Source organism: Peribacillus sp. AS_2 (genome assembly GCF_026891895.1).
Taxonomy (GTDB): domain Bacteria; phylum Bacillota; class Bacilli; order Bacillales; family DSM-1321; genus Peribacillus; species Peribacillus frigoritolerans.
Map to the genome: position 1 here is coordinate 292,625 of NZ_JAPTGA010000003.1, position 23,904 is coordinate 316,528.

Sequence of the window (23,904 nt, forward strand, 5' to 3'; positions counted from 1 at the left end):
TTTTTATAGTTAGCATATACAAAATAATTCCACTATAATTCAGGAAGGAGGAATCCATATATGAAAAAAATTCTTGTAGTAGAAGATGAAATTGCCATATCGATGGTATTGAAAGCATATTTGGAGCGGGAAGGTTTTGATGTTGTCCAAGTTTACGATGGGCTAAAGGCCATTCCAGTGTTTGAAGAAACGAAGCCAGATCTTGTCCTGTTGGATGTCATGCTGCCGGGTAAGGAAGGCTGGGATATATTGAAGGAAATTCGGGAGGGCGATACATGTCCGGTTATCATGTTGACTGCACTGACAGATGTCGATTACAGATTATCGGGATTTAAGTCAGGTGCGGATGATTACATCTCCAAACCCTTCGTTGCTGAAGAAGTCGTGGCCCGGGTGCATGCCGTTTTAAGAAGATCATCATCGGTCGTTACGGAAGATGGTCATGTACACGAGTTTGGGAGTTTAATCATCGATGATCTGTCATATATGGTGCATTTGAATGGGGAAGAGATAAACTTGACGCCGCGTGATTTGTCTCTTCTCGTTTTTTTCGCTAAGCACCCTAATCAAATTTTCACGAGGGAACAGCTGCTCGACCAGGTGTGGGGCATGGGTTATGACGGCAGTGACCGTGCGGTGGACCTGGCGATCAAACGTATCAGGAAGGCGATAGATGCATGGCCGGTAACTGAGGGGGAAATAAAAACATTGCGTGGATTGGGGTATCAATTGAGTGTCTATGAAAACTAAAAAAAGAACCACTTTACAACGCTATTGGACAAAGAGATACGTATTGACCTTGATTTCCGGTTTGATATTATTATCTGTTTTTTCCTTATGGTGGATGGAAAAAACGGCTTTGGAATATAGGCTCAGCCTTCTAAAGTACTTAGCGGATGAAACATCCGATCGGGCGATAAAGGAAAATGGCCAGATTGTCGTTGGCCCGATCCTTTCGGAAATTGTTGAGGAACGGGAGAAAATCCTCCATCTCAATCAACAGCCAATCATCTATATCGTCGATCCCGATGCCACCATCATATATACGATGCCGCAGTTGTATATCGATCCGGATGAAAATAAACTGCCGGACGTCATCATGAAAAATACGGAGTTGGTCCAAAAGGTCAAGATTTCCGACAACAAAGTATATGTCGTCAAATCCCCCATTACGTTCAATGATGAGACGAGAGGCTGGGTGGTCATTGCCCAGGAAGAAGGGGCATTGAAGGAAATCAACCAAGATCATGGTTTGTTGGCGATAATGATTGGAGGACTTCTGATTCTCGGAACGGGCGTCATTTATTTTCTTTCCAGGCAGATTTCGCGCCCCATCCAAGACGTAGCTAACGCCGCGGTCCAGGTTCGTGAAGGCAACTATGATATCCATTTCAAAGAGGAAGAGGAAATCAAGGAAGAAGAAATCTATGAACTGATAGAATCATTTAAGGAAATGACCAATCGATTGAAGGTCATGGAGAAGTTGCGGGCGGAATTGCTCGCGGGCGTAACCCATGATTTGAAAACGCCAGTCACTTCCATTAGCGGACTGATACAAGCGGTGAAAGATGATGTCGTCAAGGGAGAGCAAAGTAAGGAATTCCTCGATATTTCATTAAAGGAAACTCAGCGTTTACAAGGTATGATAGAGGATTTACTCAATTATAATGCCATATCGGCAGGCGCTTTTAAAATCCGGGTGCAAAAAGAGAATATCAATATATTCATCAAGGAAATCGCTTATCGCTGGCAGGTGACCCAAGATGATGATCAAGCGTTCGCTTTGGAGATAAGCGTTCCTGATGAACCGGTCTTTGGTCAAATTGATTCTTTGCGGATGCAGCAAATCGTCATTAACCTTTTGAATAATGCCAGACATGCACTTGACGGCAAAGGCAAAATAGCGATTCATCTTTATGAAAAGGATGAAGAACGAATCTGTATTGATGTTCTGGACAGCGGGCGGGGGATTCCAAAGCATGAACAGCAATATGTGTTCGAACCATTTTATCGTGGCGAAAACAAAAAGTTGAAGGTACGCGGTTTAGGTTTGGGACTGCCATTCAGTAAGATGCTCGCAAAAGCGCAAAAGGGAGATCTTGTGCTTAAGGATAGCAATGAACAAGGCACCATCTTCACGATTGTCATAGAAAAAGCGGATCAAATATAATAAGAGGGTTGTCCTGGTAATGGACAACCCTCTTATTATGCAGAATGCTAACTAATTAAGCTAATTGGCTGATTGCCCGCCATAATTGTACATGACGGACCTTCCTTGGAAGGAAGCGTCCCATTTCCTCTTCATTATATCCTGCATGCAAGTTCTTATGATCGAAAATGATTGGCCGGCGAAGTAAATCCGGGTTATCTTGAATAAGCTTGCAAAGATCATTAAGCGGTGTATTATTTATATCGATATTCAGGCTTTTGAATTTTTTGGAACGGGTAGAGATGATTTCATCTGTCCCGCCTTCCGTTTTACGTAAAATCTCTTTTATTTCTTCTATAGAAAGAGGCTGGGAATATAGGTTACGTTCATTAAAGGAAATTTCGTTCTTCTTAAGCCAAGCTTTTGCTTTACGACAGGCTAAACTGCTTGGAGTAGTATAAATTGTTACCATTAAAATCGACTCCTTCAAAGTTTTCAAGTTTATTGGAATGAAATTATTTTTATATTTGTGATACTCTTACTTTAACGTTTCTTTGTGTCAGCAAGATGTCAAGAAAAATAAACTTAAATGTTATTTTAAAAGGAAAGGGAGAAAATGAATGAAATCTGCCTTTAATGAAAAGGAAACGGTTTGGGTAATGAAACCGAATAAGGACCTGCATATGCCGATATTTAATAGTGATGTGAGAGAAGTATCATGACAGGGGATTTTTGGTCACCAGTCAGGCTATCGATACAAGTAGCGGGACTGGCGGGTATCCTTGTTTTCATTTTAGGAATTTTCCTTGCGCGAATGATGGCTAAAAAGCAATTCAGGGGAAGAGTCCTGTTGGAAACAGCGTTTTTATTGCCGCTTGTTTTGCCGCCGTCCGTCGTTGGTTTTTTATTGATCGTGATTTTTGGCAAGAATGGACTTCCGGGACAATTCATTGAAAGGGTTTTTGACCAGCCCTTGATGTTCACGTGGTGGGCTGCGGTCATTGCATCTACCGTGGTAGCTTTTCCGCTAATGTACCAATCCGCTAAAACGGGCTTTGAAGGTATAGATGAAGAAATTGAAAATGCAGCAAGGGTTGACGGGGCCGGGGAGTGGAGGTTATTCCTGTTTGTAACCCTCCCATTGGCGGTCAAATCGATCGTCACAGGTGCCATCCTAAGTTCAGCGCGTGCGTTGGGGGAATTCGGGGCCACACTCATGTTTGCCGGAAACATTCCCGGACAGACACAAACCATACCGACCGCGATTTATATCGCCATGGACTCCGGGAATATGACATTGGCCTGGCTATGGGTTGCCGTAATCATTGTCATTTCATTCATTATGCTTTTTATCGTGACATACATAAAATGAATGCTGTTTTTCGTATATGCTTATGAATAAGCGAGGTGCGGCTTCTACGTCCTCTTTATGGGTGAATCCGTTTTTTTCGTAAAGATTTCGTGCGGGAAGGTTCATTTTACCGGTCGAAACGGATATCTTTTCCCAGTCGACGTGTAATTGGAGAGCATGCAACAATGCGTCCGCAATACCCTGCCGAAAATAATCAGGATGGACGACCATTCGGCAAATCAGCAATTGGCCATACTCTTTTGTATAAGATATGGCACCAGCTAAGGCATCACCCTTTAAATAGCATAAAAACGTTTCATGGCAATGTATGAATTGGTCATATGTTTCCAATAGAGGAGGTATATCGGCAAAACCGATCATTTCCGCTTCCACCTTATAGGATTCTTTCTGCAGTTTAAATAGCTGCTGGCCATAGTCTGATTCCAGGTCCCGAATTCTCATGATCAAATCCTATCACTCCTTTTCATTACATTATAATGGAAGAGGGGGATTATTGTTTCTAATCAGTCTGTGTTATAATCGACAAACAATATGAACTAATGAAATGAGGAAGAAATTTGTTAACATTTGAAGAAAAATTGAGCATCATTGAAACTTTTCCGGAATTACAGCGAAAAGACGTTTCATTGGGACGTGTGAACTTCCATTATCCAGATAGCGTCCAGGAGAAAAAGATCGTCGTTCAGCACTTGCATCCCAATGGAAATGGGTTCGTTTACGCAGGGCATATGAGAAAAAAAGACACTGACCGTAAAGGTTTTATCAATATACGTGACTATAATGAAGCCGAATTAAAAGAATTGATCCAAAGAAGCGTGGATTACCTATCTGAACCTCCGGCTGAAATCGAAGAAGAGGAAAACGAGTTCGCTAGGTTGGAAGGGGCATGGATTGGCCCTGAAAAGCAAGAGCTTACACTTCAAAAGGAAGACCTGCTTTGGAATGTTTATTCAGGGTCGAATCTTGAGGAATGTTTCGAAAGTCCGGTTGAGGCGGAGCGCTACTTATTGGACGAAGGCTTCCGACAAAGCAAGAAAAGGAATATGTAGAATTTTAGGATAATTTGTCGGTTGATTTACGGCGATAATCTTGTTTTTTTAGGATTTTCCATGATATAATATGAGTAATTATTTTTGTTCGGAAAAGTTTGATAGAAGGATTTACTGTAATAGGATTCCTCTTGAAACATTATCCAGAACCAAAAATAGTAATAAAATGGATTTTTCCAAACACAGGAGGAACTATCATGGTACAAGGTAAAGTAAAATGGTTTAACGCAGAAAAAGGTTTCGGTTTCATCGAAGTTGAAGGCCAAGACGATGTATTCGTACATTTCTCAGCTATCCAAGGTGAAGGCTTCAAAACGCTTGAAGAAGGCCAAGAAGTTTCTTTCGAAATCGAGCAAGGCGCTCGTGGACCACAAGCTGCTAACGTTCAAAAATAATTGAACGCATATAAAAAAAAGACTCCGATTTTGGAGTCTTTTTATTTTTCTTTTTTTTCGGCGATTTCCTTTAATGCTTTGTCCAATTTTTCTTCGATCCGTTTAGTACGATTAAAATGCCCTGACAGGAAAAATACGATGAATATAACGAATGCGACAAGCATTAGCATGAAAAGGATAGGAAGGAACTGGGTTATATTCTCAGTCATTGGATATCATCTCCTTTTTTCTCCATTATACTTCATGCTTACCGTTGCTATGCTTGAGGGTGCCAAGTTTTTAAAAAAACACTGAAAGAGGATATGCGAAAACGCATATCCCCTTTCAGTCAGTTCTGGAATAGCGAAGCGAACTTTTGAAGTCTGTGCAGGTCTGATTCTTGATACATCTGTTCTATCTTCAATGTCACCAATAACTGGCTCTTCGCAAATAACATGTCCCGGAAATGATCGACCGCCCCACAAAAATGATTATAGTTGGTTTCGCCAGTGCCGAAGACTCCCGTTTTCAGGCGAGCAATAGGCAACTGTTCCAGTTCTTTATAAAAGGCAGCTGATTTAGCGGGAAGCTCCCCATTGCCCCATGTATAGGTGCCGACGATCAAGGCATCGTAATCCGGCAATGTACGTAAATCGAATTCATTCATTCGATATAGGAAAGCCTCAGGTAAAAGGGCAGCGAGGGCTTCGGCAAGCGCTTTTGTATTGCCGCCGGCAGAATGATAGACAATGGCGATTTTACAGCTCATCGAACCCATTGCTGGCATTTACTTGACTGTATGTCCTTGACTTCTGTTCGAAGAAATCGGTTTTGGTAAGGCCGATGGATTCATCATCGAACGTTTTGATCCATGGCATCGGGTTCTCGCCATACTCTTTATACAAATTTTCAAGGCCTAGCATACGTAACCGTTTGTTGGCGATATATTCGATGTACTCATTGAATTCTTCCAAATCGAGATCGGCTTTCGTTTGGATATCTTCGAGCATATATTCAGACCATTCCTTTTCGAGTTCGACTGCTTTTTCAATCGTTGTATAGATGAACTTCGTGTTTTCTTCATTATTTAACTCAGGATATTCATACATCAAGATTTGAACGAGCATGCCAATGAAATCGAAATGGACCATTTCATCGCGATGAATATAGGATATCATCGTAGCTGAACCGGTCATTAGATTTTGGCGTCCTAGATTATAATAAAAGGCGAAAGCCAAATAGAAATAAATCCCTTCAAGGTTCGTTGAATGGATCAGTGCCTCGAATAAATGCTGAGGGCTGGGATCGTCCACGAACGTTTGATAAGCATCAACGATCGGTTGGTTACGCTTAATCACTTCAGGATGTTCTTTGATGCGGTCGAAAAGCTGTTTTTGCTTGCCTACCGGAATCAAGGAAGCAAGGATATAGGAATAAGACTCATTATGGATCGATTCCTGCTGGGCCATGTTGGCCAGGATAGCTTTTGCCGCCGGATCTTTTATGTACCGAAGGATCTCTACTAAAGTGGGCGTTTGAAGACTGTCCATTCCAGCAATCATCGTAAGGATATCGAGAAAAGCGTCCTGGATATCTTCATCCAATTCGCCCCACTGCTTTTTATCCTGAATCATGTTCACGCTCGAAGGCTTCCAAAAGTTATTGATGAGCTGTGTATAGGTATCATAGAATTTTTCATACTGTATATCGTTCCAAAGGAGGAAGCCTGAAGCTTCTCCTTTGAAAACACCGGTTGCCTTTGTTGGATGCGTCGGTTCGAGCATCCGAATTTTTTTTATATGATTGGTCATTCGTGAAAACTCCTTTAAGAATAGATTACTGGGTCATGATTGACGTTAACTTGAACAGCTTTCGCAGGCATTGTCATATTCGGAAGACGTCGAACGAACATAATACGTTGATTTCAACCCGCTTTCCCATGCCGTTAAATGGATGTCCAAAAGGACCTTCGCTTTGATTGTATTGTGTACATACAGATTAAAGCTGATTGCTTGGTCAATATGGCGTTGGCGGGCTGCATTTTGCCTGATGCTTTCCAGTTGATCCAAATTGAATCGCGTCTTTTTATAATATTCATACGTATTTGGCGTCAAGCCTGGTGCGGTCACCTTGAATTTGAAGTTTTTCTTTTCTTCGTAAAATTCAATTTCATACAAAGGATCGATTCCATCCGTGGAATTACCGATTTTGGCTGTCGATGAATTGGGGGCAATCGCCATTAAATAGCCATTACGGGTTCCGTGCTCCTGCACGTCTTCTTTTAAATCCAGCCATTTTTGATCTGTATAGTCACGCAATTCGAAATAGTCCCCTGTATGCCAATCAGAACCTTCAAAGTATGGGTAAGATCCTTTTTCCTTGGCCAGTTCGTTGGATGCCTTGATAGTTAAGTAAGCGATCTTTTCGTATAAAGCATCTGCATAGCGAACAGCCTCATCGGATTCCCAATAAATATTCTGTGTGGCAAGTAAATGATGCCATCCAAACGTTCCTAAACCAATTGCCCGGTACCGTTTGTTCGAGATGGATGCTTGTTTGACAGGAAGATTATTCACATCAATGACATTGTCCAGCATACGGATCTGAATGGGAATCAATCTTTCCAGAACATCGCTGCCCACCGCTCGGGGCAAGTTAATGGATGAAAGGTTGCAGACAACGAAATCGCCGCTTTTACGAACCACAACAACATCTCCATCTTCTGTTTCATATTCATCCGTGATCGTCGAAGGGCTTAGGTTTTGGGCAATCTCCGTGCAAAGGTTAGAACAATAAATCATACCTTTATGTTTATTCGGATTCTTCCGATTCACTTCATCGCGGTAGAACATATACGGTACGCCTTCTTCTAATTGAGAAATCATGATGCTTTTCATGATGTCCATCGCATTGATTTTTTCAAAGCTATAGTTTGGAAGTGTGCCATTTTCTGCGGCCTCGACAGCAAGTGCATAATGATTCCTGAAGCTTCCTTCGCCTTTCTTTTCGTCATAAAGATCTTCAAGTGAAAATCCAAGGGTTTGCTTAACGGTATGCGGATCGAAAAGATACCATTCTTTTCTGTCGCGTACAGCCTCCATGAATAAATCCGGTATGCATACACCTGTAAAAATATCATGTGCTTTTAATCTGTCATCCCCGTTTTGAGTCTTCAAATCGAGGAAGCTCATGATATCTTTATGCCAGGCATCCAAGTAAATCGCGATGGCGCCTTTACGTTGCCCCAATTGATCGACACTTACAGCTGTCTGGTTGAATAGTCGAATCCAGGGCGTCGTTCCGGAACTGTTTCCAGAGAAACCGCGGATATCGGAACCAAGCGAGCGAACCTTACCGACGTAAAGACCAACACCGCCGCCGAATTTAGATACTTTTGCCGCATCGTAGTTTGATAGGTAAATTCCGTCGATGGAATCTTCAATTGCGTCGATAAAGCAGGAGCTTAACTGTCCATGTGTTTTACCTGCATTGGAGAGTGTAGGAGTCGCAACGGTCATATAAAGGTTGGACATGGCCCAGTATGCTTCTTTTGTCAGTTGCAGGCGGTGCTCCGTTTTTTCCATTCGCATGATTTCCATCGCGATGATCATGAAACGTTCTTGCGGCAGTTCGAAGACCTTGTCCTTTTTTGGGCGGGCCAGATAACGGTCATTCAATAAGTAGATGCCTATGTAAGAGAATAATTTATCTTTTTCCGGGTCGATCACCGATCCCAATTCCTCAATTTCCGCTTTTGTATATGAAGATAGCAGTTCTGGTTTATAAATGGGATAACGCTGACCTTCCGATAGCTGGGAGAGTTCTGTGATCAGCTCATAGAATGGGCCATAACTCTTGCCTTCATAACCTCGATTGGCTTGTGCATCCCTATACATTGTATTCAACAGTTCTGCTGCAGCAACGAAAGTCCAATCCGGGGCATCGATATCCACGCCTTCAAGAGCGAGCTGAATCAGTTTTTTTGAAGCCTGTTCTTCGGTTGAGTCACTTTTGCGATCAAGCCATTTTGTAAAACGCTTTTTGAACTTTTCCATATCGAGACGGCCTTCGAATTCCTTCGATAACATCTCAAGCTGGAGGGATTTCGCTTCTGTGTCATTTTCACTTATGGTAGAGTTATATGTTTGAGTCATTAATAATCCTCCTTGTTAACTTCCGCTAAAATAAAAAAACCGCCCAAAGAATTGAGCGGATCAAACGATAGAATAAAAGAGGCATGAAAAAATAGCCGTTATACTATCGTTTCATCATCTCAATCCCCGAAGAATAAGAAACGTGAAAAATTCAAGGCAGGTCTCCTGACTCATGATCATCCTACTTTGAGTCCTTCCCGTATAGAGAGCTATACAGTGGTTTTCTCATTTCGTCACATTTACAGTTGCGGGGACAGTTCCGGGTTTACACCGGATTCCCTTTTCAGCCATCACTGGCACCTTGGATTATAAAAATTCTATATATAGTTATTGGAATTGTTTATGTAATCAATATCTAGTATTTCTGCTTATATTATCGTAAGCCATATACGATGATAATTCAACTAATATATTTGAAAAAAACCAACCCTTATCTATTGACAAAGTGATGGAAGAGGGTGGGGGAATGAAAGATTTTATGGGGGAATGGATAAATCAAGCGCTGATTTTACGGGATTTTGTGTTAAAATAAAGTGTCTAGTAAAGGTGGCTCTCCGTTATTGCACTGAGGGGATTCGCGGAAAAATATTTATGAAAAAGGGGATAAAATCTTGGAAAAAGTATTAGTTTTTGGACATAAAAACCCGGATACAGACACAATCTGTTCAGCAATCGCTTATGCAGATCTTAAAAAACAGCTAGGTATCAACGCTGAACCAGTTCGTCTGGGTGAAGTGAATGGTGAAACTCAATATGCATTGGACCAATTCAAATTCGATGCTCCCCGTCTTGTGGAAAAAGTTGCAGGGGAAGCTGATGGCGTAATCCTGGTCGATCATAACGAACGCCAGCAAAGTGCTGAAGATATTGACCAAGTCCGTGTGTTGGAAGTTATCGACCATCACCGTATCGCTAACTTTGAAACAAGCGATCCATTATATTACCGTGCAGAACCAGTTGGCTGTACGGCAACCATCTTAAATAAAATTTATAAAGAAAACGGCATTGAAGTCCCTAAAGCAATCGCAGGTCTTATGCTGTCTGCCATCATTTCCGATTCTTTATTGTTCAAATCGCCGACTTGCACGGAGCAGGACGTTGCAGCAGCAATGGAACTCGCTGCCATTGCTGGAGTCGACGCTGAAAAATATGGCTTGGAAATGTTGAAAGCGGGAGCTGACTTAAGCGACAAAACGATTGCCCAGCTCATCACTCTTGATGCCAAGGAATTCTCCATGGGAATGGCTAAAGTGGAAATAGCACAGGTCAATGCCGTTGATCCGAACGAAGTCCTTGCTAAGCAAGCAGAATTGGAAGCAGCGATTGAAGCGGTCATCGCAGTGAAGGAATTGGACTTGTTCCTATTCGTCGTAACGGATATCCTGACTAATGATTCCGTTGCCTTGGCCCTTGGTAAAGCGGCATATGCGGTTGAAAAGGCATATGACGTTTCATTAAACAATAACATCGCCGTCTTGGAAGGCGTTGTATCGCGTAAAAAACAAATCGTTCCGGTCTTAACCGACGTATTCAGCAAATAATTCAGGAAAAGGGTTGCTCATTAAAAACTTGGGCAGCCTTTTTCTGTACATTCAAAAAAAGACTCAACCATCCCATTAAGGGTGTTTGAGTCTTTTTTCTTAATTTAAAGATTCCTTTTCTTTTTCATAGGCGATGACAATCAATTCTTTATTGGCTTCCTCGCCAAGTTTGCTTTCAAAGCTTTTCAGTTCATTCAATAAATCCGGTGACAGATTTGCTGCCGTATAATCCTGCTCGGGTGTCATGCTTTTCGCTCCTTTCAAAAGGAAATGATTCATGTTATCTATTTTGTCGGTTTGAAAAGTTTCTATTCAGCAGAATTTTACTTCTTTAAGATATTTTACTTTCTGAGGTGGCGAGTTTTTCAAGCAATGTCGAACTTTCTTCATCGAGTCCTTGGACTTGGACAGGTATTCCCAAGAGCTGATATTTAAGAATAACCGTATCGACAGCACCGACTGCTGAAGCATCCCAGATCTTGGAATGGGAGAAGTCGATGACGATTGCATCGGCTTTTTCCTTGAAGTCGAACTTTGAAACAAAGTCCTGGACAGAAGCGAAAAATATTTGTCCGCTGATACGATAAGTGATTTTCTTAGCCTGGATGTCTGCCTTTTTCTCTACTGCCACTTTAGAAATTTTAGCCGAGAAGAAAATCATGCTCAAAAGCACTCCGGCAAATACGCCTTTTGATAAGTCATGTGTATAAAGGACAATGAGGACCGTCACGATCATCACGGCTGCATCCGACTTAGGAGCTCTAGTGAGCCTCTTTAGGGAAGACCAGTCAAATGTCCCGATTGAAACCATGATCATGACTGCGACAAGTGCAGCCATCGGTATTTTGATAAGGACATCATTCAATACCACGATTAATACCATAAGGAATGCGCCCGCTACAAATGTCGAGAGCCGGCCCCTTCCACCAGATTTAATGTTGATACCGGATTGGCCGATCATCGCACATCCTGCCATGCCGCCAAAACATCCGGCGATGATATTCGCAATCCCCTGGCCTTTGGCTTCCTTATTCTTATTACTTTCCGTGTCAGTCATCTCATCGACAATTTGAGCCGTCAATAACGATTCAAGCAGTCCAACAAACGCAAGGGCAATGGAATAAGGGAAAATGATCGCCAAAGTTTCGAAGGTCAAAGGGATGTCTGGAAGCATGAACATCGGAAGCGCTTCGGTCAATTGCCCCATATCCCCAACCGTCCGCACCGTAGCTCCCGTGGTAACTGCAACGATCGTCATGAATATGATGGCGACAAGTGGTGAAGGTATGACTTTCGTGATCAGCGGAAAAAGATAAATGATAGCTAATGAAACGGCTGTCATGACATACATGATCCATGTTTCGCCCACGAAATGGGTGAGCTGTGCCGTGAAAATCAAGATGGCTAAAGAATTCACAAAACCAGTCATGACTGGCTTCGGAATGAACTTCATTAATTTCCCGATTTTTAAAACCCCTAGTAAAATTTGCAGCAAACCAGTCAATATGGTTGCAGCAAGTAAATAGTTCAAGCCATGATCTTTAACAAGGTCGACCATGACGAGTGCCATTGCGCCAGTGGCAGCCGATATCATTCCCGGCCTTCCGCCGACAAATGAGATGACGATGGCAATGCAGAATGAGGCATATAGACCAACCATTGGGTCAACGCCAGCAATGATCGAAAAGGCAATCGCCTCTGGAATCAATGCCAAGGCAACGACAATTCCCGAAAGAACATCTCCTCTAACGTTGCCGAACCATTCCTTTTTGTATGCAGATGTATTCAAAGAAACACTCCTTCTTTTATATATGTGTGTTCATTTCTTTTTTAACGCACTAAATTATAGCATGAGTCCTTTATTCTATCTATATGGATAATATAAACGACAAATCGAGGGCTATTCATTTCTTATCTTACGAAGGAAAATGCTTTAAGAGAGAAGAATATCATGTGAGGGAAGTCAATTATATCGAGGTAGGCGAATGCATACAGGTCATGCTTGTAATAAAGTCAGTCGAATGAGATTTCCGTTAATGGCTTGGCCATTTTTGACGTAAGGGGCCCTTATAGGCTTTTGTAAAATTCCCGCTAAGGGGGAGTGGAGTAAAACGGTAGAGATCTATTTCATAATTAAAAATCAAAAACATGGATTTCCCTTTCCTGCTAGCTTTACGCCACCGATGGAACCGATTCATGACATTCTACGCGATACTGATTTATATCTTATCGAGCACTATAGGGTGACCGTACCTTTACCATTCATATAATGAAAAAAAGATCGTGCTTTAACTGTGTCAATATGTGGGCAGGAGGTAAGAGAGTTTTTTATCGGAATGATATTTCCCGTTTTACCATATATGGAAGTGGTGAGGATGAAAAGCCAGCTCTATCAAAGTTTGGGAGTAGGAACCTTCCTTGTGTTAAGAGGCTATTCCTCATCAATGATACTGGATTTACATAAAGGACATGTTACTTCTTTATAATGCTTGAACCTGATCTTTCGAAGGTCGCTTCTGGATAACATTGCGAATGCATTATATCTTGTGCCGCATGCACAAGTATTTTTATCTTTAACTATGTGTCTCTCATCCGTAGTAGCTGAATAAATGGTTGGAAAGAACATATATAACCCTCCTTGTTTTAATTTTAGGCAAATTAAAAAGGGGCAAGAAAATTAATTATAAAGTGATCCATTCAAGAAAAATCTTGGCAACCCGGCTGCCGTGACAACTAAGTTGTTGGTTTAGGCCCGTGGCTTTGCGTCTTTTACTTTCATAAAATTTGCCTGAATTAATCTTAACATAAAGTTCGATGTGTTATGAAGTGCTGGAAAAATACTTATCAGTTTGTGGGTGTGTCATAAGGGTTGGTGGACTTTACGGATAGGCATGAACGTGACCCCTTCAAATCTCTTTTCCTTGATTTCTCTTCTATCATTCACCATATAAAAAAGCTCCAGAAATATCGAGCACTACAGCTGTATGAGCATTAAACAGGAAAAGCCTGCTTAAAGATGGAAGCAGGCTTTCTTGCCAAAAATGTGATTAATGTGATCTGGCCAACTCCGGATTGCGGTGCATCGCGAAATAGAGGACAAGTCCGGCTATGAGGAGTAACGTGCTGGTCGTGATGAAGACGGCAGAGAATCCGTAGAAACCAGCAACCATTCCGCCCATTGCGGGTCCGATGATATTGCCTAAAAAGCGCAGGCTCGTATTGTACCCAAGCACTTCCCCCTGCATTGCGACAGGCGCTTCTTGGCGAATGTAGGCAATCCTTACAGGGATGATGCCGCCTATTGCCATGCCTAGTATAAAACGTACAAAGACAAGCTGCCAAAAATGATTGATGAAGGCACCGGGCAAGTAGACAAGAGCTGTCAGAAAAAGAAGCAGCACAAGTATCTTCACATGTCCATGCCGATCACCTATCTTGCCCCAGTGACGCGCCATCAATAAATTCCCCAGGCCTGCTGCAGAAAAGGCGATTCCTGAATAAAAACCAAGATTGGAAGTTCCATGCAGCTCACCAACGTATAATGAAAGAATGGGCTGGATGCTGAAGTGGGCAACTTGGACAAGCGTGGAGATGAGCATGACATTCACCAGGATGGGATTCCTTAAGATATGTGAGAGAACCTCCCTGCTTGTATAGCTCGACTTCGTTCCCTTCTGCCGCTCCATTCGGTACTCCTTGGTTGCAAAAACAAGGAGACCAGAGATGAAAATGGTGATGGAGGTGAATTTAAAGGCGGTTGAATAGCCGAGTGTGTCTGCAAGGACGCCGCCTAGCAATGGTCCGAAAAGGGAACCGGTTATATTTCCCGTTTGTAAGGTTCCCAGTACACGTCCGGCAATTTCTTTTGGTGTTTGCGTTGATATGAAGGCCTGGGACATGGAAATGAAGCCAGTGAATATTCCTGTGAACATCCTTAGGACGAATAGCTGCCAAACATTTTCGACGAATCCCATCAGGAAGATGGACAGGCCCATCCCAAAGGCGCAGGCAATCAAGATTTTCTTTCTGCCATACCGGTCACCAATCCGTCCCCAAATGGGGGAAAATAAAAAGGCTGTCACGAAAGTGATTCCAAAAGTCCATCCGGACCAATGCTGGATATATTGAGTCGAATAATCTCCGAATGTACCAATGTATAAGGATATGAATGGGAGAACCATCGTCATGCTCCCGCCTATGAAGAAATTGGCGAACCACATGATGAAAAGGTTCCGTTTAGCTATTTTATGAGCGTTCATTTTACATACAACACTTCTTTCCTCCAAAAAAAAACTTCGGGTTCCTAAATAATAGTATACAGAAATTAATTAATTTATTAAACGAATTTGTTTAACAGGTTTTTTAATGTATGGGCAAATGGTATAATGTGAAAATACTGATTTTTCAGAAAAATTAAATAAACAAAAGGTATTCATTTTTCCAATTAAAGGGGTTTTAAACATGTTGACGATTTTAGGGTTTTGTATGATTTTAACGTTTCTGGTCTTGGTCATCACGAAGCGGTTATCAGTGGTTGTCGCTTTTATCTTCACGGCAATAGCTTTTGGTCTGATTGGTGGGTTTGCCTCTGAAATGGGAGATATGATGGTTGCGGGTATTTTAAAGGTGACACCGACAGCAGTCATGATCGTTTTTGCTATTCTGTATTTTGGTTTAATGATTGACGTTGGTTTATTCGAGCCCATGATAGCTAAAATACTGAGTTTTGTAAAAGGAGATCCGCTAAAGGTTGTCATGGCAACCGCCATTATAACCATATTGGTAGGTTTGGACGGAGACGGTTCTTCTACATTCATGATCACTGTTTCGGCCATGCTGCCGCTTTATATCAAATTAGGGATGAACAGGCTCGTATTGGCCTGTGTCGTTGGTTTGGCCGCTGGCGTCATGAACATGATTCCATGGGGCGGTCCTTTGGTCAGGGCGGCCGCGAGCCTTCAGGTTGAAGTATCGGAGTTATTCATTCCTCTTATTCCGGTCATGGTTTGCGGTCTTTTATGGACGCTTTTTTCGGCATATGTACTTGGCAAAAAGGAAAGGGAGAGATTGGGAGTCGGCTCCTTGGAGACGAACATCCAACCTGGTATGGGCGAACAGGCTGCAGCTGTTGAATCCGCACCACAAGGAACATCCAGGCTTTTTTGGTTTAATTGGTTCTTGACGATTTTACTGATGGTATTGCTGGTGATGGAAGTGCTGCCGATCCAAATCTTATTTGCCTCTGCTTTTGCGATTGCACTATTCGTTAACTTTCCGAACCCAAAAGAACAGCAGGAAAGGATTTTAAGTCATGCCAATAGTTTCGTGATGATTTGTACACTCATTTTCGCAGCTGGGATTTTTACGGGTGTATTCACGGAAACAAAGATGATGGACTCGATGGCTGCTTCAATCGTAACTGTCATTCCGGAGTGGCTCGGGGCACATTTGCCACTGGTGGTAGCGCTGACGAGCATACCGATGGGGTTCATTTTCTCACCTGATGCCTATTATTTTGGCATTCTGCCAATCATAAGTGAAACGGCATCGAACTTCGGCATTGCCCCTGTAGAAATCGGAAGGGCGGCATTATTAGGCCATTCGACCGCAGGGTTCCCCTTATCGCCATTGGTGCCTGCAACATTCATATTGATTGGCCTTGTAGGCGTGGATTTTGGGGATCATCAAAAATTCCTGTTTAAATGGGCGTTTGGGACAACCATCATCATGACGATCGCAGCCATTACTTTCGGGGTCATAACTTTGTAAAAATGTGAGCCCATTAAGCTATAGTGTAATATCCTTGTCTGTGAATTTAGTAAGGTGTTCACTCTCATTGGTGTAATCTATTTTCCTATTTATGCCGCTATTTGTTTATTCTTCCATAATAGTGGAAAGTAATAAGAGGAAGATACATATAAGAGAGTGGAGGGAAGTTATCATGAACTATAAACAAAAGCTTATACTGCCTATGTGTGCTGCCTTTTTACTGTATGGATGCAATTCAGCGGATGATTCAAATCAGGCCGATAATAATGCCGAGGACATGACTACAGCGGGACAAGGAACAGATACAGAGGTTGATCCGCAGGTGAAAGCGGAAGTTAAAGATGTAGAAGGTAAAACACTTGGAACGGTGAACTTTACCGCTGAAGAGAATTCTGTAGTGATCGAGACCGCTTTGGAAAGTCTTGAGCCAGGCTACCATGGAATCCATGTGCACGAGAACGCAGCATGTGAGCCGGATGCCAAGGATGGCCCTTTCACTACAGCGGGAGGACACTTCAACCCAACTGATGAAACGCATTCTAAACACGCAGGTGATATGCCCCCTTTATATGTAAAAGAAGATGGGACAGCAAAATATACGGCAACATTGGATAACATGACAATAGACCAATTGAAGAAAGAAGAGCTGGCTGTAATCGTTCATGCTAACCCAGACAACTTTGCCAATATTCCTGACCGCTATGAAGCCAATGGGAAAAAAGGACCGGATGCAGATACTTTGAAAACTGGTGATGCAGGCGATAGACAAGCTTGCGGGATTGTTCTAAGTGCAGATGCAAAATAACATGAATGAAGAGCGATTCCTCTAAAGAGGAATCGCTCTTTTCATGCAGGTAAGACTGATGACTGCTAAAATCTAAAAGCGGAAACCATTCTTTTTACGTATTAAGAAGGTTTTTTCTATTGTGATATAGAAGTAAGAATGGAAGTAATATTGCAGTAAAAGCAGATGGCATTAAAGATCAAAGTTAATTCTTACAGTGGAATGAAGTCCAAGGCATAAGTTTAATATAGAAAAATAAGATTTGGTTTAATCGATAAAAAAACCCGAACAGGGATCATGTCCACTGATTCGGGTTTGCTAAAATCATTTTGCCATAATGGAATCTTCGATTAGCTGTAATCTCTCAGCCACTTCTTCTTCAGAAAGGTTATGCTCGACTACATAGCGATTACGCGGATGCACTCGGCATTCATGGGTACAGCTGCGCATATGTTTGTGTTCATTCTCTTCGCTGCAAAGGATTTTCTTGTTGCATTCAGGATTAGCGCAATTGACATAGCGTTCACAAGGTTCGCCGGAATAAATATCGCGTCCGACGATTACATGTTCCTTTTGATTGATAGGTACTGCAATCCTTTCATCGAAAACATACATTTGGCCATCCCATAGCTCACCTTGGACCTCGGGATCCTTCCCGTATGTTGCGATGCCGCCGTGCAGCTGGCTTACATCTTCAAAGCCTTCCTCGACAAGCCAGCCGGAGAATTTCTCACAGCGGATACCGCCAGTGCAATACGTTAGGATTTTTTTGCCTTCGAACATTTCTTTATTTTCCCGTACCCATTCCGGAAGTTCACGGAAATTCGTGATTTCTGGCTTGATTGCACCCCTGAAATGTCCTAAATCAAATTCATAGTCATTTCTGGCATCAAGGACGATGGTGTTTTCATCTTGCATTTGCTCGAAGAATTCCTTCGGGCTCAAGTATTTGCCTGTCGTCTTGTTCGGGTTGATGTCGTCTTCCAAGCGAAGCGTTACAAGTTCATTGCGTGGACGAACATGCATTTTTTTGAAAGCATGGCCTTCAGCTTCATCTATTTTAAACACGATATCGGCAAAGCGGGGATCGCTTTTCATCATGTCCATATATTTGTCGGTTTGTTCGATCGTACCTGAAACCGTTCCGTTGATACCTTCTGAAGCCACCAAGATACGGCCTTTCAATTCAAGGGCTTTACATGCCGCAAGATGCTCGGCTGCAAATTCTTCGTGATTCTCGATAGGTACATACAAATAATAAAGTAATACTCTATATGGTTTTGTTTCCATTTTTTATTTACCACCTATGTTTTATATTTGCAAGATATAAAGGGTGATCATTTAGACACTTTTCTCTTACAGATAATCATTATACCAAGAAAACGTAAAAATGATAAGGGCATGAAGAAAAATCAAGAGGAGTTGTATCGAATGTTGAAAGAGTTAATGAAATATCCAATCATTCAGGCACCGATGGCAGGAGGAGCTTCCACTCCGAAGCTTGCGGCTTCTGTATCCAATGCAGGAGGATTGGGCTTTCTCGCAGCTGGCTATAAGACTGCGGAAGAGATGATGGACGAGATAGGGCAGACCCGTCAGTTGACTGAACGCCCTTTTGGCGTGAATGTATTTGTGCCAGGCAACGAGCCGGCGGATGAAAATATATTATCTGGCTATCGTGAAAAGATCGAAAAAGAGGCCGAGAGCGTTGGGGCTGAGATTGGAAAAGCCGATAGTGATGACGATGATTGGGATAATAAACTAGATGTATTGAAGGAGGCTGGGGTCGCGGTCGTCAGTTTTACGTTTGGATGTCCAACGGAAGATGTAATAAGGGAGCTCCAAGATGTCGGTTCCCTTATAGCAGTGACAGTAACCAACCTTCAGGAAGCAAAAAAGGCGGCGGGAGCAGGCGCGGACGTTCTATGTGTGCAGGGGTTTGAAGCAGGGGGGCACCGGGCCAGTTTTGATGACCGCACAGAAGATGATTACGGCCTTTTAGTATTGATTCGGATGATAGGGGCTGAGCTGGACTTACCGATCATTGCCGCGGGCGGACTGATGCATGGAAAGGATATCGCAGCCGTGCTCGAAGCGGGAGCAACAGCGGCGCAATTGGGTACCGCTTTCCTTCGCTGTCCCGAAAGCGGGGCTAGTCCGGTCCATAAGGCGGCGCTGGGAAATCCCCGATTTACTAAGACTGCTGTTACCCGAGCCTTCAGCGGCCGAAGGGCACGCGGGTTGGTGAATCACTTTTTAACGGAATATGATAGCGTTGCACCGGTCGCCTATCCTTATGTCCATCACATGACCAAACAAATGCGAAAAGCAGCCGGACAAAAGAACAATCCTGAATTGATGGCTTTGTGGGCAGGACAGGGTTATAAGTTGAGCAGGGAACTTCCTGCATCGGAATTGGTTGAACTGCTTGTGGATGAATTAAACTGAGGAGGGTTTGGATGCTGATGGAGATAAGGGAATTATTCTTGGATGAGCCACCCCCGATGCATTTATTGCTTTTGGCAGATCCTTCAAGGAAATTGGTCGAGGAATATTTGGGAAGCGGAACGTGCTTTGTTGCCATGGGTGATAACCGGATGATCGGCGTTTGTGTTTTACTGCAAAAAGCCCCGGAACTGATAGAGATAATGAACATCGCGGTCGATGAACAGTACCATGGAAGAGGAATCGGCAGGCAATTGATTGAACATGCGATAGGCCATGCAAGGGAACAGGGATATAAAATGATTGAAATCGGAACGGGCAATTCGGGGATAGGGCAGCTTGCCCTTTACCAAAAATGCGGTTTTAGAATAACTGGGGTCGATCGGGATTTTTTTACTAGAAACTATTCCGAGGCCATTTATGAAAATGGGATTCAGTGCCAGGATATGATCCGCTTGTCACAAAGCTTGGACTAAGCAGGGATCATTCAAGTCTGACGGAAAAGCTTTATAGACAAAAGGGTGCGTCGAATTGCTTAGGAGGTATGAACTTGTTCTTTGGTGATATGATTTATCTTCTTTTTGCTTTACTAATGCCATTTTTATTTGCGATTGGTGTTTTCATATTCATTCGATCAACGAAAAGGCAAAAGGATTCTTTATCGGAAATTCGTAAAGACTCACATGAAAAATAGCAGTAAGAGAAAAGAGTGCAAAACAATGGCACTCTTTTCTCATTTTCACCTTTCTAAAAAAGCTTCCAAATTCCTTTTCACACTGGGCCATTCATGCTCGAGAATACTATAGACCACCGTATTCCTGATCCTCCCATCTTGCAGCTTTTTCTCCATCCTCAAAATCCCTTCTTCAAGGGCGCCGAGCCTGGTTATTGCGGCACGTGATCTTTTGTTGCATTCGTCCGTCCTGAATTCAACCCGTTTCATTTGCCACTTTTCAAAAGCATGCTGCAATAACAAGTACTTACATTCAGTGTTAATGGCTGTTCGCCATTTGTCGGGATGATACCAAGTCGCGCCGATTTCCAGCGATTGATTATGAAAGTGAATATTCCTTAAGCTCGTGCTGCCAACTACGGAATCATCTGTCCGATCGATAACGACAAATGGATGATGAACTTCCTGTTCCCTTGCTCGAATGCCTTCCTTTACATAGGAGATCGCCTCTTCATATGACAAAATCTTTGTTGCACTCCATGTCCATATTTCAGATGGCAGGGAAGCGGCGTAAAGCGGTTCGATATGATGTTCCATCATCGGGGTGAGTATCACGTGTTTACCGTATAATTCGAAATGCTTCATAGTTTCCTCCTCTTGATTGATATCTTCATTATAAAAATATTCTGGTTCTGCAATAAGGACCAATACTGATATAATTTATGGAACCAGTTTGAAGGAGGACCAAATGTTTGAAATCACTTTAACCCTAGATAAAACGAACAAAGAAGCTTTATATGTGCAATTGTATAAATACTTTATAAAGGAAATCCAGAATGGACAAATAAAGGCCGGAATGAAACTGCCTTCTAAACGAAAACTGGCCTTGCATTTAGGGATAGGCCTGAATACAGTTGATACGGCTTATCAGCAGTTGATGGCGGAAGGATATGTGGAAAGTCAATTAAGGAAAGGGTACTACGTAGCCGATTTAGAACCGATTTCAGCTTTGAATGAGCCATTGCCTGTAACAGAAGGGATAATGGACCCTCTGAATGAAAGAAATGAGATAGATTACAATCATGGCCGGGTCGACGTGGATTCTTTCCCGCATGCCGTATGGAAAAAGTGCTTGAATAATACGTTGTATCTACAGGAAAGGGAAATGTTCATGAGCGGTGATCCACAAGGGGAATGGGGGCTTAGGGCTGAGATTTCATCCTATCTATTCCAATCAAGAGGAGTTCGCTGCGGGGCTGATCAAATCATCATTGGGGCAGGTACCCAGTATTTCATCCATCTTCTGCGGTTACTACTTGGAAATGAGCGGGTATTTGGGTTGGAAGATCCTGGCTTTCATCGGGTAAGGGAGGTACTGAGACTGGAGGGGGCGGTTACGGAATTCATACCTTTGGATGAAAGTGGTATGAGTGTGGACTCATTGAAAGAGAGTACAGCGGATGTAGCCTATGTCACACCTTCCCATCAATTTCCTTCCGGTATGATCATGCCGATAACAAGACGGGTGGAATTATTGAATTGGGCGGTGGAAAAAAAAGGTTATATTATTGAGGATGATTATGACGGGGAATTCCGACATGCAGGCAAACCGATTCCGTCGTTGCAGGGGTTGGACACAAATGGAAGGGTCGTCTACCTAGGCACGTTTTCAAAGTCGTTCATCCCATCGATCAGGGTGGGATTTATGGTGTTACCCATGGAGTTGTCTTGCCGATTTCAGCAGAAGTTAATCGGATATAAACAGACCGTTTCCAGACTGATTCAGGAAACGCTCTGTCTTTTTATGAAAAATGGACATTGGGAACGCCATCTGAATAAAATGCGAACGATTTATCGTAAAAAGAATAAGGTGCTGCTGAACGCAATGGAAGAGAGCTTCCATGATCGTGTAGCCATAATCGGTGAAAAGTCAGGATTGCACGTTCTTTTAAACGTAAAAAACGGCAGCAGTGAGGCAGAGCTCATCCAAAGGGCTGCCAGTGTAGGGGTTAAAGTCCACCCAACATCGATTTATCATTCAAAGAAAGTGAAAGATCCGACTATTTTGATTGGGTACGGTGGTTTAACCGAAAGGGAAATCGAAGCTGGAATCCGGCTTTTAAAAAAGGCATGGCTATAGCTTGGTGTAAAAGTAAGGAAACTCCTTGCTTCACACTTATTCTAAAATGATACAAGCTACCCATTTTAGTTTCTGATATTATTGAGGATTTTAAGGACCGTCTGGAAAAATACTTCCTGTTCTTCTTCAGTAATGCCTTCCAAGGCCTTTCCTTCGATTTTTTCTGCAATCTTAAGACATTTTGTATGTACCTCTTTGCCCCGGGGGGTCAGTTCGATTCGTTTTTCCTGTTCATCTTTACCAGGAACTTGTTTAATCATATTATTCTGTTCCATGCTGTTGACCGAACGTGTGATGATCACACTGTCTACATCCAGGTAACTGCAAATATCGGGGATTGTGGAATAGCCACAGTTCTTTAAGTAATTCAGGATTGTCCACTGATTATGGTAAATTTCAAGGGCTGTAATTTGTTCATTCATTTTGCTGACTAATGATCTCGATACTTGTAAATATTGATGAAATAATTGAGTAGGGTTCGTCATATGATTCTCCTTTATAATGGTCGACCAGTCCATTATATTCTTTAATTCTTAAAAGTCTATTGTAAAGAATCATTTATTTCAGTCAATGTTTATTTTTGGAAGCAAAGCGGGGAAGGGTAAAATTCTGGAAATATGAATGAATTGAGGGAAAGCTCAGTCTTCCCAAATCTCAAACAACAAAGGGGGAAGCATCTGCACAATCACAAGAAGAACATCAATCATGATGGAATATATTTCAGCCTGGAGACAAAGTCGAGAATTCATGTTTACCTACAGTTTTTTTGTGGTTTGTCCATTTGGGCGTTTAATTCCGTTCCAGGCACTCGCTTTCCGCGGGCGGTCCGGGGAGCCTCCTCGGCTTGCAACTGCAGGGTCTCCCTTGGAGGCGCTTTTCGCGCAGGAGTCCCGAACACCCGCTCCAATCAACTTTGATATAAGATTTAAACCATACCTAAGGAGTTGAAGGTGCTGCCGGTACATCAATTGAAGATAGATACACTTTCCGGACCCCTTTTAGTCTACTGCTTGTAATATATGATGGGAAGAATATATTACTCTTTGAAATGGTCCATAAGTGCCGACGAATTTGGTAAAAGTATAAAACGCGCTGAATGCAGTATATCCTGCAAACAAAAACCAGCCTCTTAAAAGTGGCTGGTTTTTGTTTAAAACTTCTCGCTGGTGGAGCGGTGCTTTGTTTCTTTTTTATTTCGTTCTTCTTGATGTTCATATTTAATTTCATCAATTGGTAAATCATCAATGGGCATGACCACTTGATCACGTTCCAGCTGTTTCTCCTGATTTTTCTTGAAGGCCTTGGATTTATCATTACGCTCCTCAAGATACTTTTCTTTATCTTTATTATCCAATGTGAATCCCTCCATCTCTTTGTATCTCTTTTTCCCCTTATTGAGAAAATAAAACGTATAAGCGAAATATATGTGTCCCCGTTTCATAAATATAAGGAGA

The 23,904-nt window shown here is 42.4% G+C and carries 25 protein-coding genes and 2 riboswitches; of the genes, 12 read left to right on the plus strand and 13 right to left on the minus strand.

What is annotated here, in order from left to right:
• The first annotated feature begins 60 nt into the window (after positions 1 to 60).
• The gene (locus OTG27_RS06905; protein WP_268936584.1) at positions 61 to 750 is read left to right on the plus strand and encodes a response regulator transcription factor; all 690 of its coding nucleotides are present in this window, start codon (positions 61 to 63) and stop codon (positions 748 to 750) included.
• A complete protein-coding gene (locus OTG27_RS06910; protein WP_223255832.1) occupies positions 740 to 2,170 on the plus strand; it encodes a HAMP domain-containing sensor histidine kinase in 1,431 nt (476 codons plus the stop codon). Before OTG27_RS06905 ends, OTG27_RS06910 begins: the two co-directional genes overlap by 11 nt.
• A 55-nt stretch (positions 2,171 to 2,225) precedes the next feature.
• Here the strand turns inward: OTG27_RS06910 and spx are convergent, their stop codons facing one another.
• Positions 2,226 to 2,621 (minus strand): transcriptional regulator Spx, encoded by a 396-nt coding sequence (gene spx / locus OTG27_RS06915; protein WP_034314875.1) that lies wholly within the window; start codon positions 2,619 to 2,621, stop codon positions 2,226 to 2,228.
• 246 nt (positions 2,622 to 2,867) lie between these two features.
• Here spx and modB point away from each other — a divergent pair, with 246 nt between their 5' ends.
• Positions 2,868 to 3,521 (plus strand): molybdate ABC transporter permease subunit, encoded by a 654-nt coding sequence (gene modB, locus OTG27_RS06920; RefSeq protein WP_048678036.1) that lies wholly within the window; start codon positions 2,868 to 2,870, stop codon positions 3,519 to 3,521.
• Here the strand turns inward: modB and OTG27_RS06925 are convergent.
• Positions 3,483 to 3,962, minus strand: coding sequence for a GNAT family N-acetyltransferase (locus OTG27_RS06925; protein WP_235568104.1), 480 nt, complete (start codon positions 3,960 to 3,962; stop codon positions 3,483 to 3,485). The genes modB and OTG27_RS06925 overlap by 39 nt on opposite strands.
• A gap of 116 nt (positions 3,963 to 4,078) precedes the next feature.
• Here OTG27_RS06925 and OTG27_RS06930 point away from each other — a divergent pair, with 116 nt between their 5' ends.
• Both OTG27_RS06930 and OTG27_RS06935 read left to right on the plus strand, forming a co-directional pair.
• Complete coding sequence (locus OTG27_RS06930; RefSeq protein WP_034314870.1) at positions 4,079 to 4,570, plus strand: hypothetical protein; 492 nt, start codon at positions 4,079 to 4,081, stop codon at positions 4,568 to 4,570.
• Between the two features lie 197 nt (positions 4,571 to 4,767).
• Positions 4,768 to 4,965, plus strand: coding sequence for a cold-shock protein (locus tag OTG27_RS06935; protein WP_028393295.1), 198 nt, complete (start codon positions 4,768 to 4,770; stop codon positions 4,963 to 4,965).
• A gap of 41 nt (positions 4,966 to 5,006) precedes the next feature.
• Here the strand turns inward: OTG27_RS06935 and OTG27_RS06940 are convergent, their stop codons facing one another.
• The 4 genes from OTG27_RS06940 to OTG27_RS06955 all read right to left on the minus strand — a co-directional run bounded on the left by OTG27_RS06940 (position 5,007) and on the right by OTG27_RS06955 (position 9,098).
• A complete protein-coding gene (locus OTG27_RS06940) occupies positions 5,007 to 5,174 on the minus strand; it encodes a hypothetical protein (protein WP_268936585.1) in 168 nt (55 codons plus the stop codon).
• 119 nt (positions 5,175 to 5,293) lie between these two features.
• Positions 5,294 to 5,731 carry a flavodoxin domain-containing protein gene (locus OTG27_RS06945; protein WP_057275730.1) on the minus strand — a complete coding sequence of 146 codons (438 nt, stop codon included), beginning with the start codon at positions 5,729 to 5,731 and terminating at the stop codon, positions 5,294 to 5,296.
• On the minus strand, positions 5,703 to 6,755 hold the full coding sequence (locus OTG27_RS06950; protein ID WP_034314867.1) for a ribonucleotide-diphosphate reductase subunit beta: 1,053 nt from the start codon (positions 6,753 to 6,755) through the stop codon (positions 5,703 to 5,705). The genes OTG27_RS06945 and OTG27_RS06950 overlap by 29 nt, the downstream gene beginning before the upstream one ends.
• Positions 6,756 to 6,800: 45 nt before the next feature.
• Positions 6,801 to 9,098, minus strand: coding sequence for a ribonucleoside-diphosphate reductase subunit alpha (locus tag OTG27_RS06955; RefSeq protein ID WP_268936586.1), 2,298 nt, complete (start codon positions 9,096 to 9,098; stop codon positions 6,801 to 6,803).
• Between the two features lie 138 nt (positions 9,099 to 9,236).
• Positions 9,237 to 9,417, minus strand: a riboswitch (cobalamin riboswitch).
• Positions 9,418 to 9,709: 292 nt separating this feature from the next.
• Here OTG27_RS06955 and OTG27_RS06960 point away from each other — a divergent pair.
• Positions 9,710 to 10,639, plus strand: coding sequence for a manganese-dependent inorganic pyrophosphatase (locus tag OTG27_RS06960; RefSeq protein ID WP_034314865.1), 930 nt, complete (start codon positions 9,710 to 9,712; stop codon positions 10,637 to 10,639).
• Between the two features lie 99 nt (positions 10,640 to 10,738).
• On the opposite strand, the gene OTG27_RS06965 is transcribed toward OTG27_RS06960, so the two are convergent.
• The 3 genes from OTG27_RS06965 to OTG27_RS06975 form a co-directional block, all read right to left on the minus strand.
• A complete protein-coding gene (locus tag OTG27_RS06965; RefSeq protein ID WP_153246080.1) occupies positions 10,739 to 10,885 on the minus strand; it encodes a hypothetical protein in 147 nt (48 codons plus the stop codon).
• An 85-nt stretch (positions 10,886 to 10,970) separates the two neighbouring features.
• On the minus strand, positions 10,971 to 12,428 hold the full coding sequence (locus tag OTG27_RS06970) for a SulP family inorganic anion transporter (RefSeq protein WP_268936587.1): 1,458 nt from the start codon (positions 12,426 to 12,428) through the stop codon (positions 10,971 to 10,973).
• A gap of 919 nt (positions 12,429 to 13,347) precedes the next feature.
• A riboswitch (cyclic di-GMP riboswitch) is annotated at positions 13,348 to 13,438 on the minus strand.
• 248 nt (positions 13,439 to 13,686) lie between these two features.
• Positions 13,687 to 14,898 (minus strand): MFS transporter, encoded by a 1,212-nt coding sequence (locus OTG27_RS06975; protein WP_053534017.1) that lies wholly within the window; start codon positions 14,896 to 14,898, stop codon positions 13,687 to 13,689.
• A gap of 202 nt (positions 14,899 to 15,100) precedes the next feature.
• Here OTG27_RS06975 and OTG27_RS06980 point away from each other — a divergent pair, with 202 nt between their 5' ends.
• Both OTG27_RS06980 and OTG27_RS06985 read left to right on the plus strand, forming a co-directional pair.
• The gene (locus OTG27_RS06980; RefSeq protein WP_106026683.1) at positions 15,101 to 16,408 is read left to right on the plus strand and encodes a CitMHS family transporter; all 1,308 of its coding nucleotides are present in this window, start codon (positions 15,101 to 15,103) and stop codon (positions 16,406 to 16,408) included.
• 172 nt (positions 16,409 to 16,580) lie between these two features.
• The gene (locus tag OTG27_RS06985) at positions 16,581 to 17,213 is read left to right on the plus strand and encodes a superoxide dismutase family protein (protein WP_268936588.1); all 633 of its coding nucleotides are present in this window, start codon (positions 16,581 to 16,583) and stop codon (positions 17,211 to 17,213) included.
• 303 nt (positions 17,214 to 17,516) lie between these two features.
• Here OTG27_RS06985 and trhO read toward each other — a convergent pair whose 3' ends face one another.
• Entirely contained in the window at positions 17,517 to 18,482 is a 966-nt protein-coding gene (gene trhO, locus OTG27_RS06990) for an oxygen-dependent tRNA uridine(34) hydroxylase TrhO (RefSeq protein ID WP_268936589.1), read from the minus strand.
• A gap of 144 nt (positions 18,483 to 18,626) precedes the next feature.
• On the opposite strand from trhO, the gene OTG27_RS06995 reads away from it, so the two are divergent.
• From OTG27_RS06995 to OTG27_RS07005, 3 genes are all read left to right on the plus strand, one after another.
• On the plus strand, positions 18,627 to 19,640 hold the full coding sequence (locus OTG27_RS06995; RefSeq protein WP_374941248.1) for a nitronate monooxygenase: 1,014 nt from the start codon (positions 18,627 to 18,629) through the stop codon (positions 19,638 to 19,640).
• 17 nt (positions 19,641 to 19,657) lie between these two features.
• Positions 19,658 to 20,113, plus strand: a complete 456-nt coding sequence (locus OTG27_RS07000; protein WP_063577832.1) for a GNAT family N-acetyltransferase — start codon at positions 19,658 to 19,660, stop codon at positions 20,111 to 20,113.
• Positions 20,114 to 20,187: 74 nt separating this feature from the next.
• Positions 20,188 to 20,331: a hypothetical protein gene (locus OTG27_RS07005; protein WP_156500373.1), complete on the plus strand. Its 144-nt coding sequence runs from the start codon at positions 20,188 to 20,190 to the stop codon at positions 20,329 to 20,331.
• Positions 20,332 to 20,376: 45 nt separating this feature from the next.
• Here the strand turns inward: OTG27_RS07005 and OTG27_RS07010 are convergent, their stop codons facing one another.
• Positions 20,377 to 20,955: a GNAT family N-acetyltransferase gene (locus tag OTG27_RS07010; protein ID WP_268936591.1), complete on the minus strand. Its 579-nt coding sequence runs from the start codon at positions 20,953 to 20,955 to the stop codon at positions 20,377 to 20,379.
• Positions 20,956 to 21,058: 103 nt separating this feature from the next.
• On the opposite strand from OTG27_RS07010, the gene pdxR reads away from it, so the two are divergent.
• Positions 21,059 to 22,450: a MocR-like pyridoxine biosynthesis transcription factor PdxR gene (gene pdxR, locus OTG27_RS07015; protein ID WP_187050560.1), complete on the plus strand. Its 1,392-nt coding sequence runs from the start codon at positions 21,059 to 21,061 to the stop codon at positions 22,448 to 22,450.
• Between the two features lie 65 nt (positions 22,451 to 22,515).
• Here pdxR and OTG27_RS07020 read toward each other — a convergent pair whose 3' ends face one another.
• Together OTG27_RS07020 and OTG27_RS07025 are read right to left on the minus strand one after the other, a co-directional pair.
• Positions 22,516 to 22,935 (minus strand): MarR family winged helix-turn-helix transcriptional regulator, encoded by a 420-nt coding sequence (locus tag OTG27_RS07020; protein ID WP_034314851.1) that lies wholly within the window; start codon positions 22,933 to 22,935, stop codon positions 22,516 to 22,518.
• A 665-nt stretch (positions 22,936 to 23,600) separates the two neighbouring features.
• Positions 23,601 to 23,804 (minus strand): hypothetical protein, encoded by a 204-nt coding sequence (locus tag OTG27_RS07025; protein ID WP_057275739.1) that lies wholly within the window; start codon positions 23,802 to 23,804, stop codon positions 23,601 to 23,603.
• Positions 23,805 to 23,904 lie beyond the last annotated feature (100 nt).